Below are 15,109 nucleotides of genomic sequence, written 5' to 3' on the forward strand. Positions count from 1 at the left end.
AGGGCCTCTTCGCGGGCAAGCCCGCTCCCACAGGAATCGTGCGAGGCTACAGGCCTGCGCTGTACCTGTGGGAGCGGGCTTGCCCGCGAAGCTTTTACTGTTGATGCGGGACCAGAACCACCTGCGCCGGCAGCGAGCGCTGAATTTCATGCTTCTGTTTCAGATCAAACCCGCTGTCGATCTTGCGCACGCGCTTCTCCAGCAAGGTTTTCAACCAAGGCGCGTCGTCGGTGCGCGGTACCTGGAACACCACTTCGCAGTCATAGCTCACCACATCGGCAGCAATGTCATCGAGCTGGCGACGCAGGGCGCGGTTGTCGGTGGTCTTCAAGGCCACCACCGTGCTTGGCGCTGTCGGGTCGATGATACGTGCCCTGGGCTTGGCCTCAGCAGCCTTCAAGGCAGCTTCTGCCTTCTCCAGCTCGGCCTTGCGCGCCTGTGACAGGGGGTCGCCACCGGTCACTGCCGGGGCTTGCGGCATCAATGCACGGGCACGAGCCAGTGCGGTTGCAGCCGCATTCACATCACCCTTTTGCAGCACGATCTGGCTGCGTTGCAGGTAGGCCTCGGCCAACTGCCGCTGGTATTGCTCCAGGCGTGCGTCGTCAGGTGACTGGGCCTGCAGGGCTGCCAGCTGGTCTTCGGCGGTGGCCAGCTCGTTGCTGGCGATGTTCTGTTGCAACTGCTGCCAGGCATCGGCTTGGGCAGGTACGGCGGCCTGCTCGACCGGCGCGCTGGAACAGGCAGCCAGGAACAGGGAAAACGCGGCAACAAGCAGATAACGGGAGGCGAACGGCTTCATTCCTGCGACTCTCTATTTGCGCAAAAAGCGAGCAAGTCTACACCCAGGTGCGCACGCTCGAAAACAGGTCTTACAGACCCTTTACCCGGCAAAAGGTTGCAAGGCGTGCCATCACACGCCCTGTATTTCAACGTTTTGGCAGGGCCAGGCTCAGCAAGAATAGCACCGCCGCGCAGACCACGATCGACGGGCCGGCAGGGGTATCCTTGAACCAGGACATTGCCAGGCCCCCGCAGACGGCGGTAACGCCCAGCAGGCTGGCGCCCAGGGCCATCTGCTCGGGTGAGCGGGCGTGACGTTGCGCCGCAGCGGCGGGGATGATCAGCAGTGAAGTGATCAGCAATACACCGACGATCTTCATGGCGACGGCAATGACCACTGCAATCAGCAGCATCAACGCCATGCGCAGGCCCGCAACGGGCAGGCCTTCGACCATGGCCAGTTCCTCGTGCACGGTCACGGCCAGCAGCGGCCGCCACAGCGCAGCCAGCAGCACCAGCACCAACGCACTGCCGCCGAGGATCCAGGCCAGGTCGGTGGTGCTGATGGCCAGCAAGTCGCCGAACAGGTAGGCCATCAGGTCGATGCGAACATCGTGCATGAAGCTCAGTACCACCAGGCCCAGCGACAAGGTGCTGGGGGCGAGGATGCCGAGCAGGGTGTCGGAGGCCAGCGGTTGGCGTTGCTGCAAGGTTACCAGCAGGATTGCCAACAGCAGGCAGCCGACGGTTACCGCCAGTGCCGGGCTGACATCCAGGGCAAAGCCCAGGGCCACGCCGAGCAGGGCCGCGTGGGACAGGGTGTCGCCAAAGTAGGCCATGCGCCGCCACACCACGAAGGATCCCAGTGGGCCGGCCACCAGCGCCAGGGACAAACCGGCAAGCAGGGCGTAGAGAAGAAAATCAGCCATGCTTGCAGTGCTCTCCGTGAACATGGGGGCCAGGGGCGACCACAGAGCCGTGAAGGTCGTGGCTGTGGTCGTGGTGGTGGTGGTAGATGGCCAGGCTCGGCGCGGTGTTGCCGAACAGTTCGACGAACGCCGGGTCGCCGCTGACTTGCTCTGGGTGGCCGGAGCAGCACACGTGGCGGTTCAGGCACACCACCTGGTCGGTGGCGCTCATCACCAGGTGCAGGTCGTGGGACACCATCAGTACGCCGCAGCCATGGCGGTCGCGCAGGCGGGTAATGAGGTTGTACAGCTCGGTCTGGCCGACCACGTCCACGCCCTGCACCGGCTCGTCCAGCACCAGCAACTGGGGTTCGCGCAGCAGGGCACGAGCCAGCAGTACGCGCTGCATCTCACCGCCGGAAATGGTCTGGATCGGGCTGTCGATAACCTGTTCGGCGCCCACTTCCTGTAGTGCCGACAAGGCTGCCGCGCGGTCTACGCCGGGCACCAGGCGCAGGAAGCGCAGCACCGAGAGCGGTAGCGTGGCATCGACCTGGATCTTTTGCGGCATGTAGCCAATGCGCAGCTTCGGTTTGCGCCATACCTTGCCGCGGTGCGGCTTGAGCAGCCCGAGCACGGCGCGCACCAGGGTGGTCTTGCCCGCCCCGTTGGGGCCGATCAGGGTGACGATCTGGCCAGGTGCGACCGACAGGTCGATGTTGTCGAGCACTGCCTCGCCGCCAAAGGTAACGCCAACCTGCTCCAGGCGGATCAGCGCGTCACTCATGCCGCGCTCCGGCAGCTGCCGCACAGGCCGACCACTTCCACGGTCTGGGTTTCGACGGTGAAACCCACGCCTTTGGCGCTGTTGATGATGGCTTCGCTGATGCTGTTCTGCTCCAGCTCGATGGCCACATGGCAGGCGCGGCAGATCAGGAACTGGCCCTGGTGCACGTGCTCGGGGTGGCTACAGCCGATGAAAGCGTTGAGCGAGGCGATGCGGTGCACCAGGCCGTTTTCCAGCAGGAAGTCCAGCGCGCGGTATACCGTAGGCGGGGCGGCGCGGCGGCCGTCCTGCTCGCTGAGCACGGCGAGGATGTCGTAGGCGCCCAGCGGCTTGTGGCTTTGCCACACCAGCTCCAGCACACGGCGGCGCAGCGCAGTCAGGCGCAGGCCCTGGCGGGTGCACAAGGCATCGGCTTCAGCCAGTGCGCTGTGTACGCAATGGGAGTGATCGTGAGGACGGTTGGCCAGCGGCGTGATGGACATGGGCAGCGACGGTTCTGGATGGAGACGTTATTATGTTACCTGTTTCTGACGACTCGAGTATCCACCGTGTCCCGATTCCTAGCTCTGTTTGTCGCTTTCATCGCATTTTCCGCCCAGGCCGATGTGCGTGTGCTCACCAGTATCAAGCCCCTGCAGCAGATTGCTGCCGCCGTGCAGGATGGCGTTGGCAGCCCGGACGTTTTGCTGCCGCCAGGCGCCTCGCCGCACCACTATGCCCTGCGCCCGTCCGACGTACGGAAGGTGGGTGATGCCGACCTGCTGTACTGGATCGGCCCGGACATGGAGAACTTCCTGCCGCGGGTGCTGGGCAGCCGCAGCAAGCCTACGGTGGCCGTACAGTCGCTGACTGGCATGAAGCTGCGTCATTTTGGCGAGGACAGCCATTCCCATGAGGAAGAAGACCACGACGATCACGACCACGATCACCGCCCGGGCAGCCTGGATGCGCACTTGTGGCTATCGTCGGTCAATGCGCGGGTAATCGCGGCAAAAATGGCGGCTGACCTGGCTCAGGTCGATCCGGCCAACGCTACCCGCTACCAAAGCAACCTGAAGGCTTTTGACGAGCGCCTGGATGCGCTGGATGGGCGGATCAAGGCGCGGGTGGCTGGTATTGCCGACAAACCGTACTTCGTGTTCCACGAGGCGTTCGACTACTTCGAGGCGGAGTATGGCCTGAAGCACACGGGTGTGTTCAGCGTGGCGTCCGAGGTACAGCCGGGGGCGCAACATGTGGCGGCGATGCGCAAGCGCTTGCAGGAAGTGGGTAAAACCTGCGTGTTCAGCGAGCCGCCGCTGCGGCCAAGACTGGCCGAAACCCTGACGGCCGGGTTGCCGGTGCGCCTGGCGGAGCTGGATGCACTGGGCGGTACCGACCCGGTGGATGGCAAGGGTTATGAGCGCTTGCTGGAGAAGCTGGGTGGTGATCTGGCTGGGTGCCTGGAGCAGTTGTAAGCCTGTTCCGACCTCTTCGCGGGCACGCCCGCTCCCACAGGTACAACGACAACCTTGAGGTTTGTGTTATCCCTGTGGGAGCGGGCGTGCCCGCGAAGAAGCAGACGCGGTCTAGAGAGCGAACGGCAGGTGCAAAGCCACCTGCTGGCGCTGAGCCAGACGTACTTCGAACTCGCTCGGGTCATGGATCATCACATCCATCCCGGCAAACGACTCCGCCGCAATCAGGCGCGACAGCCAGAAGCGCACACAGCCTACCCGCAACATTTCCGGCCATAGCTCGGCTTCGGCCGCCGTGAACGGCCGCAGCGCCGCATAAGCCGCCAGCAGCGCCTGGGCACGCGGTACATCTACTGCACCCTTCTCATCCAGGCACCAGTCGTTCACGGTGATGGCGATGTCATACAGCATCGGCCCCGAGCAGGCGTTGTAGAAGTCGATCACGCCGGTCAGGTGGGTGCCTTCGAACATCACGTTATCGCGGAACAGGTCGGCATGCAGGTTGGCCCGTGGCAAGGCCAGGATCTGCGCCTTGTGCGCGGTGATTTCATCCAGCGCCGGTTGCAGCAGTGCGGCTTGTTCGGCAGTGAGGCGTGGCAGCAGCTCGGCACCGGAGGCCAGCATCCAGTCCAGGCCACGGTCGGTGCGGCGCTCGATGATGTGCTCGCGGGTGGCCAGGTGAATGTGGGCCAGCAGTTCGCCGACCTGGGCGCAGTGCTGGTTGTTCGGCGCCTTGATGTGTTTGCCCGATAACCGTGGTTGCAGCAGTGCCGGCTTGCCGCACAGCTCGCGCAGGCCATTGCCGTCGCGGTCACGAATGGCATAGGGCACCGGCATGTCGGCAGCGTGCAAGGTGTCGAGCAGTTCGATGAAGAACGGCATGTCTTCGCTTGGCCCACGCTCGATCAGCGTCAGGACGAACTCCCCCTGTTCGAGGCTGACGAAGAAATTGCTGTTCTCGGTGCCGGCGGCAATGCCCTGGAAGTCGAGCAGACGGCCCAGCTCGTACGGCGCCAGAAAGGTTTCCAGCTCAGGCCGGGTCACGGGGGTGAAGACTGACATGATGAAAAATTGCCCATACGGGCACTTCCGCCGGGAAGTGCCGGGTTGATGTGAACGGTGCGCGTCAGATTACCACTCGAAGATCTTCCAGGACGGAATCAGCATGTCCGGCTGGTCGGATCGAATGAAATTGGCATCAGTGCCATCGGCGCGTACCAGAAAATAAGGCTTGCCGTTTTTCGGCGTGATCTTGATCGCATACAGGAACCCGTTCTGCCGGTATTCCTGGATGGTTTTATCGCCTTCCGTGCGAATGGTCACCTCGGGATCGGCCGAGGGGGCGTCGTCCGCCGCCAGGGTAACGACAGGCATGGTTGCCAACAGGCCGAGCAGTAACAGGCGATTGAGTGTACGCATGATAACCTAGTCCCTTTGTCGTCAATGATTCTGGCTATTCTAGCGCCGGACCCGTCGAAAAGGTTGATTCTGCTCATGAGCCAAGCGCCCCTCGTCCTGGTGGACGGTTCCTCCTACCTGTACCGCGCCTTCCACGCCTTGCCCCCGCTGACCACGTCCAAGGGCATGCCGACCGGTGCGGTGAAGGGTGTGCTGAACATGCTCAAGAGCCTGCGCAGGCAATACCCTGACAGCTTGTTTGCGGTGGTGTTCGACGCAAAAGGCGGCACGTTCCGCGATGCCATGTTCGCCGAGTACAAGGCCAACCGCCCCAGCATGCCGGACGATCTGCGGGTGCAGGTCGAGCCGTTGCATGCCAGCGTGAAGGCGCTGGGCTACCCGTTGCTGTGTGTCGAGGGCGTCGAGGCTGACGACGTCATCGGCACCTTGGCCCGCAGCAGCGCCGCCCAGGGGCGCCCGGTGATCATCTCGACCGGGGACAAGGACATGGCGCAACTGGTGGACGGCCACGTGACCTTGGTCAACACCATGACCGGCAGCGTGATGGATGTTGCCGGCGTGCACGAAAAGTTTGGCGTCGGCCCGGAACACATCATCGACTTCCTCGCCCTGATGGGCGACAAGGTCGACAACATTCCCGGCGTGCCGGGCGTAGGCGAAAAGACCGCGGTCGGCCTGCTGACCGGTATCGGTGGCGGCCTCAGCGACTTGTACGCCAACCTCGACAAGGTTCCGACCCTGGCCATCCGCGGCGCCAAGACCTTGCCGGCCAAGCTCGAGGAACACCGCGATTCGGCGTTCCTGTCCTACGAACTGGCCACCATCAAGTGCGATGTGCCGCTGGATGTCGAGGTCGAGGCGCTGGTGTGCGGCGAACCGGACCGCGATGCGTTGCTGGCGCTGTACACCGAAATGGAGTTCAAGAGCTGGGTCGCCGAGGTGCAGCGCGAGGCGAGCAAGGCGGGCGATGATCTCGCCCCGGTGGTCGACGAGCCCGCGGCCAAGGTTGAACCGAAATACGAAACCATTCTTGGCCAGGCCCGTTTCGACGCCTGGCTGGAAAAGCTGCGCCAGGCGCCGCTGTTCGCCTTCGACACCGAGACAACCGGCCTGGACGCCCAGCAGGCGCAGCTGGTCGGCCTGTCGTTCGCCGTCGAACCGCATGAAGCAGCCTATGTGCCGTTGACCCATGACTACGAAGGCGCGCCGGCCCAGTTGGACCGCGAGGCGGTGCTGCTGGCGCTGAAGCCGCTGCTGGAGGACCCGGCCAAGGCCAAGGTCGGGCAGAACGCCAAGTACGACATCAACATCCTCGCCAACGGCTCGCCCGCCATCGAGATGCGCGGGGTGGCCTATGACACCATGCTCGAATCGTACGTGCTGAACTCTACCGCCACCCGCCACGACATGGACAGCCTGGCGCAGAAGTACCTCGACCACAGCACCATCGCCTTCGAGGACATCGCCGGCAAGGGCGCCAAGCAGCTGACCTTCAACCAGATCAACCTGGACAAGGCCGGCCCTTACGCCGCTGAAGACGCCGACATCACCCTGCGCCTGCACCAGGCGCTGCAGGCCCGCCTGGCGCAGACGCCGAGCGTGCAGCCGGTGTTGATGGACATCGAGATGCCACTGGTACCGGTGCTGGCCAAGATCGAGCGCCAGGGTGCGTTGGTCGATGCTGCACTGCTGCACGTACAAAGCGGTGAGCTGGGCGTGAAAATGGCCGAACTGGAGCTGCGTGCGTACGAGCTGGCTGGGGAGGAATTCAACCTCGGTTCGCCCAAGCAGCTGGGTTCGATCCTTTACGACAAGCTGGGCATGCCGGTGCTGAGCAAGACTGCCAAGGGCCAGCCATCCACCGCCGAAGCCGTACTCGACGAGCTGGCCGAGCAAGGTTACCCGCTGCCCGAAGTGCTGATGCAGTACCGCAGCCTGAGCAAACTCAAGAGCACCTACACCGACAAGCTGCCGGGGCAGATCAACCCGCGCACCGGGCGGATTCACACCTCGTACCAGCAGGCGGTGGCGGCCACAGGCCGGCTGTCGTCGAGCGACCCGAACCTGCAGAACATCCCGATCCGCACCGCCGAAGGCCGACGTATCCGTCAGGCCTTCATTGCCAGCCCGGGCTACAAGCTGCTGGCGGCGGACTACTCGCAGATCGAGCTGCGCATCATGGCCCACCTGGCCAAGGACGAAGGCTTGCTGCATGCCTTCCGCAACGACCTGGACGTGCACCGTGCCACGGCGGCGGAAGTGTTCGGTGTGGCGCTGGAAGACGTCACAACCGACCAGCGCCGCAAGGCCAAGGCCATCAACTTCGGCCTGATCTACGGCATGAGTGCCTTTGGCCTGGCCAAGCAGATCGGTGTCGACCGCAAACAATCGCAGGACTACATCGACCGCTACTTCGCCCGCTATCCGGGCGTGCTGGCCTACATGGAGCGCACCCGCGCCCAGGCCGCCGAGCAAGGCTTTGTCGAAACCCTGTTCGGCCGCCGCCTGTACCTGCCGGACATCAACGCCAAGAACCCGGCCCTGCGCAAAGGCGCCGAGCGCACGGCAATCAACGCGCCGATGCAGGGCACCGCGGCCGACATCATCAAGCGGGCAATGGTCAATGTGGACAACTGGCTGAGCGAGAGCGGGCTGGATGCCCGGGTGATCCTGCAGGTACACGACGAACTGGTGCTTGAGGTGCGTGAAGACCTGCTTCAGCAGGTGAAAGATGAAATTCGCCAGCACATGAGCAAGGCCGCGGAACTGGACGTGCCGCTGCTGGTTGAGGCAGGAATTGGTGCGAATTGGGACGAAGCTCACTGATTGAGCGGGGAAAGCTGTGTAGGATCTGCGACGTAGTGACGCGGATCCTGGCACCGCTCAGTGCCATTGGTACTGAAGTTTCATGAAACTATCGCAAATAGTTTTGAGGGCTTTGGAACTAAACCGGTGAACCGGAACTCAGAGTAACTGAATGGCTGGTGAAGCCCTTCGATGCTCCTATGTTGTGTTAAGTGTTGGCAGATATCTGGACCCCGCCCTAGCGGTCCGGACTTGGACCCCGAACTTCCCCCTCCCCATACGAAGTCCGGGGTTTTTTTTGCCCGGAATTCGACCCGGGCCTGATGAAGAACACTGTGGGAGCGGGCGTGCCCGCGAACCTGGGCGAAGCCCAGGCCATGCTCCGTGCTGGATTCTTCGCGGGCACGCCCGCTCCCACAGTTCAATGTCCGCCAGTGAGGACGCTGCGGGCCTCAGGCCACCGGCTTGTCTTCCAGCTCCATCCAGTCCGCCAGTACCCGGTAGGCATCTTCCACGCCCAGGCGCTTGGGCGCCGAGAACAGCTGGATGGTCACGCCATCACCCCAACCCTTGCGGATTTCCGACTGCACTTTCAGCAACGTGTTCTTGCCCGCGCCGTGGGTCAGCTTGTCAGCCTTGGTCAGCAGGATGTGCATCGGCATGCTGCTGGCCTTGGCCCAGTCGAGCATCATCTTGTCGAAGTCGGTCATCGGGTGGCGCACGTCCATCATCAGGATCACGCCACGCAGGCACTCCCGGCTGCCCAGGTAGGCTTCCAGGTGCTTCTGCCAGTGCTGCTTGAGCGGAATCGGCACTTTTGCATAACCGTAGCCCGGCAGGTCGACCAAACGCCGTTCATCGTCCAGACTGAAGAAATTCAACAGCTGGGTGCGCCCGGGGGTTTTCGAGGTACGCGCCAGGCTGGCATGGGTCAGGGTGTTGAGGGCGCTGGATTTGCCGGCGTTGGAGCGGCCGGCGAAAGCCACCTCGTAACCCTGGTCGTCCGGGCATTGTTCGACCTTGGCAGCGCTGAGGGCGAATTTGGCTTTCTGGCAGAGGCCGAGGATGGGGTTCTTGACTTGCATGGGATATCCGATGTGGGTGTTGCCAAAGCCTAGGCCGGCAAGCGGTGTCGTTTCCGTTTGGCTGACAGAAGTATATAATGCCCCAGTTTTTGTGTGCCCTTTCTCCCAGCGAAGGAGAGCGGGCATGGGGTGCCGAACTATAGCTTGCGCATCAGAACGCAGCGCGTCCCCCAACCCTGTCAGGTCGTTTCGCCTGGCGAAATGGTTGCTAGCTGTCGGTATGTTCCTGCCGTATTTCAGCGCACAGGCTACACAGGATCCCGAGGTGTTGTACAACCGCACGTGTGCGGCCTGTCACACCGGGCAGTTGCCACAGGCACCCAGGCAGGGTGACCGGGCAGCCTGGGAGCCAAGGCTGGCGCAAGGCATGGATGTACTGGTGAAGCACGTAACCCAGGGTTTCAAGGCTATGCCGCCGCGTGGATTGTGCATGGACTGCAGTGCCGAGGACTACCGTTTGGTCATCCTTTGGATGAGCGGCAGTCCCGATACATAACATTTCACCCTTAGCCGTGTTGGATTAGCTGATGAACAAACTAGTCGTGAGTCTGCTGTTGACCCTGGGTGTCGCAGGTGCGGCCACTGCTGCACAACCTGTCAAAGGCGATGCCGCCGCCGGCCAGGCCAAGACGGCCGTCTGTGGCGCCTGCCACAACCCCGACGGCAACAGCCTGGCACCCAACTTCCCGAAACTGGCCGGCCAGGGCCAGCGTTACCTCGAAAAACAACTGCACGATATCAAGTCGGGCAAGCGCACGGTGCTGGAGATGACCGGCATGCTCGCCGCATTCAGCGACCAGGACCTGGCCGACATCGCCGCCTACTTCTCCAGCCAGAAAGGCAGCGTGGGGGCTGCCGACCCCAAGCTGGTCGAACGTGGCCGCGCACTGTTCAATGGCGGCGACCTGGAAAAAGGCATGCCGGCCTGCACCGGCTGCCACTCGCCCAACGGCGGTGGCATCGCCCTGGCCGGCTTCCCGCACCTGGGCGGGCAGCACTCGCAGTACGTGACCAAGCAGCTGACCGATTTCCGCGAAGGTAACCGCACCAACGATGGCGACGCGATGACCATGCGCACCATCGCCGGCAAGCTGAGCAACCACGACATCGAAGCGTTGGCCAGCTACATCCAGGGCCTGCACTGACTGGCGGCCTGGGCCGTTGTGGGAATTTGATGAGCCTGCGCGATCCCTGTGGGAGCGGGCGTGCCCGCGAACACCGGCAAAGCCGGTGCCATCCACTGCGTTGCCTGTTTCGCGGGCGCGCCCGCTCCCACAATGATCGCGTCCCACAGCGAGCGCGATGGTCGTGCCAGATGGCTGCATTAACTTTCAGTTAATGTTGTAGGCCAATGATGAAAGGGCGGCTGGACCGCCCTTTTTTCCGTCCGCTGCCGTTACACTACAGAACTCGCGCCCTTCCCGACCTGTCCCAGTATTGGTCCCGTCGTGGCGACCCATGAATGCTCAGGAGTAAAGCATGCGTAAACTGATTCTCAGCGCTGCGCTGGTCGCCGCCAGCGTATTTGGTATGACTGCCGTCCATGCCGCCGAGCCTGTGGCTGGCAAGGAATACATCGAGCTGAGCAACCCTGTTCCGGTTTCCGTGCCTGGCAAGGTCGAAGTGGTCGAGCTGTTCTGGTACGGCTGCCCGCATTGCTACCACTTCGAGCCGGTCATCAACCCATGGGTCGAAAAACTGCCCAAGGATGTCAACTTCAAGCGCGTACCGGCCATGTTCGGTGGCCCATGGGACGCACACGGCCAGATGTTCCTCACCCTCGAAGCCATGGGCGTCGAGCACAAGGTGCATGCCGCAGTGTTCGATGCCATCCAGAACCAACACAAACGCCTGACCGACAAGAACGACATGGCCGACTTCCTCGCCACCCAGGGCGTGGACAAGGACAAGTTCCTCGCCACCTTCGACTCATTCGCCATCAAGGGCCAGGTCAACCAGGCCAAAGAGCTGGCGAAAAAGTACGAAATCACCGGCGTACCGAGCATGGTCGTCAACGGCAAGTACCGCTTCGACCTGGGAACCGCTGGCGGGCCGGAAGGCGTGCTGAACGTTGCCGACCAGCTGATCGACAAGGAGCGCGCCGCCAAGTAGGCGGCGTAACCATGCCCCGCTTCAGAGCTACGCGTGGCATTGGCCTGCACCAGCCGCAGGTCAACGAGCATCACCTGCAGGCCTCCGGCCTGCCCGAGGATGGTCGCCTGCGGCTGCTCAGTTTCAACATCCAGGTGGGTATCAGCACTGAACGTTACCGGCATTACCTGACCCGCAGCTGGCAGCACTTGCTGCCGCATAACGGGCGTGCCGGCAACCTGCAGAAAATCGGTGATTTGCTGGGCGACTTCGACCTGGTGGCCTTGCAGGAAGCCGATGGTGGCAGCCTGCGCTCAGGTTACGTCAACCAGGTCGAGCACCTGGCTCAACTGGGGGCCTTCCCTTACTGGTACCAGCAACTCAACCGCAACCTCGGGCGTTTCGCCCAGCACAGCAATGGTGTGCTCAGCCGCCTGAAGCCGCAGTTGCTTGAAGACCACCCGTTGCCCGGCCCTGCCGGCCGCGGGGCGATCCTTGTGCGTTTTGGTGAAGGTGAAGACGCGCTGATCGTGGTGATGATGCACCTGGCGCTCGGTGCCAAGACCCGCGCCCTGCAACTGGGTTACATCCGTGAGCTGATTGGCGGCTACCGTCACCAGGTGCTGATGGGCGATATGAACACCCATGCCACCGACCTGCTGGAGCACTCGCCGCTGCGCGACCTGGGCCTGATTGCCCCGCAAGTCGAGGCCACCTTCCCCAGCTGGCGACCCCAGCGTTGCCTGGACCATATCCTGCTCAGCCCAAGCCTCACGCTGGAGCGTGTCGAGGTGCTGGCACGGCCAATTTCCGACCACCTTCCCGTTGCTGTCGAGATTCGATTGCCTGATGCATTGACTGTGGATACGCTGCCGGTCTTGAGCTAATTGCCATCACCGTTTGCGGACCCGGGCATGACTGAAGACGCTGAGCGCTGGAAAGAAAAATACCTTAAGAGCATCGAGCAGCAAGAAAAGCTCGAGCGCCGTTGGGACGCCCGTCTCGACCTGCTGCGCCGTGGCCTGGTGCGTAGCAGCCTGGCTGCCGAAGGCAGTGACAAGGTAGTGGACGCGTGCATGAAGGAAATGCGCGAAGTCATTCGCAGCGACAACATGGACGCCGGCCTCGCCGGGTTGATCCCGCGCCTGGAAAAAGCGGTGCTGGACTCCGAACAGCGCCGGGAAACCCGCATGAACCAGGTAAGCGACGCGTTGACTGCGCTGGTTGGCCAACTGCAAGGCTTGCCGCTGCCCAGCGATGTCTCGCGCCCTTTGAAGAAGCTGGCCAAGAAACTCGATGGGGGTGTTGCCCAATCCCGCGACCTGCCGCCCTTGCTGGGTGAGTTGAGTGGCTTGCAGGGCCGTGCCCTTTCAGCACTCGGCAAACCGGAGGATGAAACCCGGCCCGGCTTTTTGCAGCGCTTGTTCGGTAGCCGCGAAGACGACCCGCAAGGCGAACCAGTGCCTGTGCCGGTAACAGCACCTGCCGCCCAAGCGCCTCCTCAGGCTGCACAGGCCAGTATCGAAGCCCTGCAGCCCGATGATGTGGATGCGCTACAACCGTTGGCAGCCCCTGCCGCTGAAGTGAGCCTGACGCCCCTGCCGGAGCGTGAGGTAGCGGGCCCGGCGCTGATCGAAACGGTTGACATACCCGCCTTCCAGCCGCCGCGGGAGGCTGAAGTACTGGAACCGGAAGCGTCCATCGACGAACCCCTGGCAGACGCACAACCGGCACCCACGCTCGAAGAGACGTTCGGCGAAGACGGGCCCTATGGCCTGCCCTATGCCGTCGAGCCGCCCTACAGCCAGGTTGCCGCGCACATCGAGCAGACCCTGATCGGCCTGCTCGACGACCTCAGCCTGCCCGAGCGGCACAAGGCCCAGGCGTTGGCAATGCGCGAGCGGGTTGCCCGTGGCCTGAACTGGTATGAGCTGATCCCGGTGCTGGATGACCTGGCTGTGCTCATGCTGGCAATCACCGACAGTGGCCAGCACGAATTCGAAACCTACCTGCAGCAGCTCAACGAACGCCTGGAAGGTTTTCAGAGCCATTTACAGGAGGCCAGCGCCGGCCATGCCGACAACAGCACCGCTGCCCGCGAGCTGGATACCCAACTGCGTGAGCACGTCGACGGCCTGCAAAGCAGCGTGCAAGGCGCAGCCGATGTGGACAGCCTCAAGCACATCCTGGATAACCGCCTGGAAGGCCTGCTGGTTACCATGGACGAGCACAAACATGAGCGAGATCGTCGCGAACAGGAACTGGCCGGCCGCCTGCAAGGGCTCTCCGAGCGGGTGGCGAACATGGAGCATGAGGCGCTCGGTTATCGCGAGCACCTGGAAGAACAGCGCCAGAAAGCCCTGCTCGACCCCCTCACCGGCCTGCCCAACCGTGCAGCCTGGAGCGAGCGGGTCGAACGCGAAATACTCGAATGGCAGGAGAACGGTGGCCATCTGGCCATGGCGATCCTCGACCTGGATCACTTCAAGCGTATCAACGACAGCTATGGGCACCTGGCCGGGGACAAGGTACTGAAGATTGTCGCCGACCAACTGCGCAAACGCCTGCGCGGTCGAGACTTCATCGCCCGTTTCGGTGGTGAGGAATTTGTCCTGTTACTGCCGCAAACGTCGCCAGCGGCCGCCGCGCAGGTGGCGGAGGTACTGCGGGCCACGGTGGAGGCCTGCCCGTTTCACTTCAAGGGCGAGCGGGTGGTGATCACCACGTCCATCGGCGTGGGGGCGTTCCGCTCTGGCGAGCGCGGTGACCAGGTGCTCAAGCGCGCTGATGCGGCGCTGTACCGGGCCAAGGAGCTGGGGCGCAACCGCGTGGAACAGGGCTAGCCCTGCGAACCCTGACCCGCGGTAAGCGCAGCCATGGGGAGCACGTTATACTGTAGCGCTCATTCGCTGAGGCCACTGACGTGCTTTCCACGCTAAAAAAAACGCTGATTTCCTTTTTGCTGTTGTCTGTCGCCGGTTGCTCGACGGGCCTGCGCATCGACCGCAGCCACCCCTCCGCCAACCAGGACAACCGTATCCAGTTCGTTGTGCTGCATTACACCAATGCGTCGCTGGAGCGCTCCCTGGCGTTACTTACCCATGGTGAGGTCAGCAGCCATTACCTGATTGGCGATGGCCCGGCGACGGTGTACCAGTTGGTGGATGAAAACCGCCGTGCCTGGCATGCCGGTGATAGCCAGTGGCAGGGGCGCACCTGGCTGAACTCTTCGTCGATTGGTATCGAGATCGTCAACCCGGGGTTCACCGACACGCCGAATGGCCGGGTCTGGCACCCTTACAGCGAAGCGCAGGTCCAGTCGCTGATCGCGTTGCTCAAGAACATCGTCAAACGTAACAACATCGAGCCGCGGCACATCATTGGCCACAGTGATATCGCACCATCACGCAAGCTGGACCCGGGGCCACTGTTCCCCTGGAAGCGCCTGGCCGATGCGGGGCTGGGTATCTGGCCCGATGCCAACGCAGTAGCACGCCAGCAGGCGTATTTCAGCGTCAACCCGCCAAGCATTGGTTGGTACCAGCAGGAACTGGCGCGGTTTGGCTATCAGGTCGAGCAGACCGGCGTGCTGGATGCTGCCACCCGCCATGTGATTGCCGCATTCCAGATGCGTTTCCGCCCGCAGCGTTTCGATGGCATGCCGGATGTGCAGACGGCGGCAATCCTGCAGGTGCTCAACCGGATGCGTTGAGCCAGCAGTGAGGCGCCCAACGGCGAGGATGATTCTTCATTCAGTTGCTATACCTTGGTAAT

15 protein-coding genes are annotated in these 15,109 nt (G+C 62.9%); 8 read left to right on the top strand and 7 right to left on the bottom strand.

Annotation, left to right across the window (positions count from 1 at the left end):
- Window positions 1-94 precede the first annotated feature (94 nt).
- The 4 genes from ACFY9W_RS16220 to zur form a co-directional block, all read right to left on the bottom strand.
- Window positions 95-802: a PA5502 family lipoprotein gene (locus ACFY9W_RS16220; protein WP_391131965.1), complete on the bottom strand. Its 708-nt coding sequence runs from the start codon at window positions 800-802 to the stop codon at window positions 95-97.
- Between the two features lie 127 nt (window positions 803-929).
- Complete coding sequence (gene znuB / locus ACFY9W_RS16225; RefSeq protein WP_391131967.1) at window positions 930-1,712, bottom strand: zinc ABC transporter permease subunit ZnuB; 783 nt, start codon at window positions 1,710-1,712, stop codon at window positions 930-932.
- Window positions 1,705-2,478 (bottom strand): zinc ABC transporter ATP-binding protein ZnuC, encoded by a 774-nt coding sequence (gene znuC, locus ACFY9W_RS16230; protein WP_391131969.1) that lies wholly within the window; start codon window positions 2,476-2,478, stop codon window positions 1,705-1,707. The genes znuB and znuC overlap by 8 nt, the downstream gene beginning before the upstream one ends.
- The gene (gene zur, locus ACFY9W_RS16235) at window positions 2,475-2,960 is read right to left on the bottom strand and encodes a zinc uptake transcriptional repressor Zur (protein WP_391131971.1); all 486 of its coding nucleotides are present in this window, start codon (window positions 2,958-2,960) and stop codon (window positions 2,475-2,477) included. Before zur ends, znuC begins: the two co-directional genes overlap by 4 nt.
- Before the next feature lie 18 nt (window positions 2,961-2,978).
- Here zur and ACFY9W_RS16240 point away from each other — a divergent pair, with 18 nt between their 5' ends.
- A complete protein-coding gene (locus tag ACFY9W_RS16240) occupies window positions 2,979-3,935 on the top strand; it encodes a metal ABC transporter solute-binding protein, Zn/Mn family (protein ID WP_391131973.1) in 957 nt (318 codons plus the stop codon).
- A 111-nt stretch (window positions 3,936-4,046) separates the two neighbouring features.
- Here ACFY9W_RS16240 and ACFY9W_RS16245 read toward each other — a convergent pair whose 3' ends face one another.
- The gene (locus ACFY9W_RS16245) at window positions 4,047-4,997 is read right to left on the bottom strand and encodes a homoserine kinase (RefSeq protein WP_086976484.1); all 951 of its coding nucleotides are present in this window, start codon (window positions 4,995-4,997) and stop codon (window positions 4,047-4,049) included.
- Between the two features lie 69 nt (window positions 4,998-5,066).
- Window positions 5,067-5,354 carry a DUF2782 domain-containing protein gene (locus ACFY9W_RS16250; protein WP_010951520.1) on the bottom strand — a complete coding sequence of 96 codons (288 nt, stop codon included), beginning with the start codon at window positions 5,352-5,354 and terminating at the stop codon, window positions 5,067-5,069.
- A 75-nt stretch (window positions 5,355-5,429) separates the two neighbouring features.
- Between ACFY9W_RS16250 and polA the strand changes: the two genes are divergently transcribed.
- Window positions 5,430-8,180, top strand: a complete 2,751-nt coding sequence (polA, locus tag ACFY9W_RS16255) for a DNA polymerase I (RefSeq protein ID WP_391131976.1) — start codon at window positions 5,430-5,432, stop codon at window positions 8,178-8,180.
- A gap of 431 nt (window positions 8,181-8,611) precedes the next feature.
- Here polA and yihA read toward each other — a convergent pair whose 3' ends face one another.
- Window positions 8,612-9,244 (bottom strand): ribosome biogenesis GTP-binding protein YihA/YsxC, encoded by a 633-nt coding sequence (yihA, locus tag ACFY9W_RS16260; protein WP_019099202.1) that lies wholly within the window; start codon window positions 9,242-9,244, stop codon window positions 8,612-8,614.
- A gap of 193 nt (window positions 9,245-9,437) precedes the next feature.
- Between yihA and ACFY9W_RS16265 the strand changes: the two genes are divergently transcribed.
- The 6 genes from ACFY9W_RS16265 (at window position 9,438) to ACFY9W_RS16290 (ending at window position 15,047) form a co-directional block, all read left to right on the top strand.
- Complete coding sequence (locus ACFY9W_RS16265; protein ID WP_391132045.1) at window positions 9,438-9,740, top strand: c-type cytochrome; 303 nt, start codon at window positions 9,438-9,440, stop codon at window positions 9,738-9,740.
- Window positions 9,741-9,771: 31 nt separating this feature from the next.
- Window positions 9,772-10,389, top strand: a complete 618-nt coding sequence (locus ACFY9W_RS16270; RefSeq protein ID WP_391131978.1) for a c-type cytochrome — start codon at window positions 9,772-9,774, stop codon at window positions 10,387-10,389.
- Between the two features lie 334 nt (window positions 10,390-10,723).
- A complete protein-coding gene (gene dsbA / locus ACFY9W_RS16275; protein WP_391131981.1) occupies window positions 10,724-11,356 on the top strand; it encodes a thiol:disulfide interchange protein DsbA in 633 nt (210 codons plus the stop codon).
- Window positions 11,357-11,367: 11 nt separating this feature from the next.
- Complete coding sequence (locus ACFY9W_RS16280) at window positions 11,368-12,222, top strand: endonuclease/exonuclease/phosphatase family protein (RefSeq protein WP_391131983.1); 855 nt, start codon at window positions 11,368-11,370, stop codon at window positions 12,220-12,222.
- A 27-nt stretch (window positions 12,223-12,249) separates the two neighbouring features.
- Window positions 12,250-14,178 carry a diguanylate cyclase gene (locus ACFY9W_RS16285; RefSeq protein WP_391131985.1) on the top strand — a complete coding sequence of 643 codons (1,929 nt, stop codon included), beginning with the start codon at window positions 12,250-12,252 and terminating at the stop codon, window positions 14,176-14,178.
- 80 nt (window positions 14,179-14,258) lie between these two features.
- The gene (locus ACFY9W_RS16290) at window positions 14,259-15,047 is read left to right on the top strand and encodes an N-acetylmuramoyl-L-alanine amidase (RefSeq protein ID WP_391131987.1); all 789 of its coding nucleotides are present in this window, start codon (window positions 14,259-14,261) and stop codon (window positions 15,045-15,047) included.
- The last annotated feature ends 62 nt before the right edge of the window (window positions 15,048-15,109 follow it).

This window comes from Pseudomonas sp. NPDC008258 (assembly GCF_042956345.1).
Taxonomy (GTDB): domain Bacteria; phylum Pseudomonadota; class Gammaproteobacteria; order Pseudomonadales; family Pseudomonadaceae; genus Aquipseudomonas.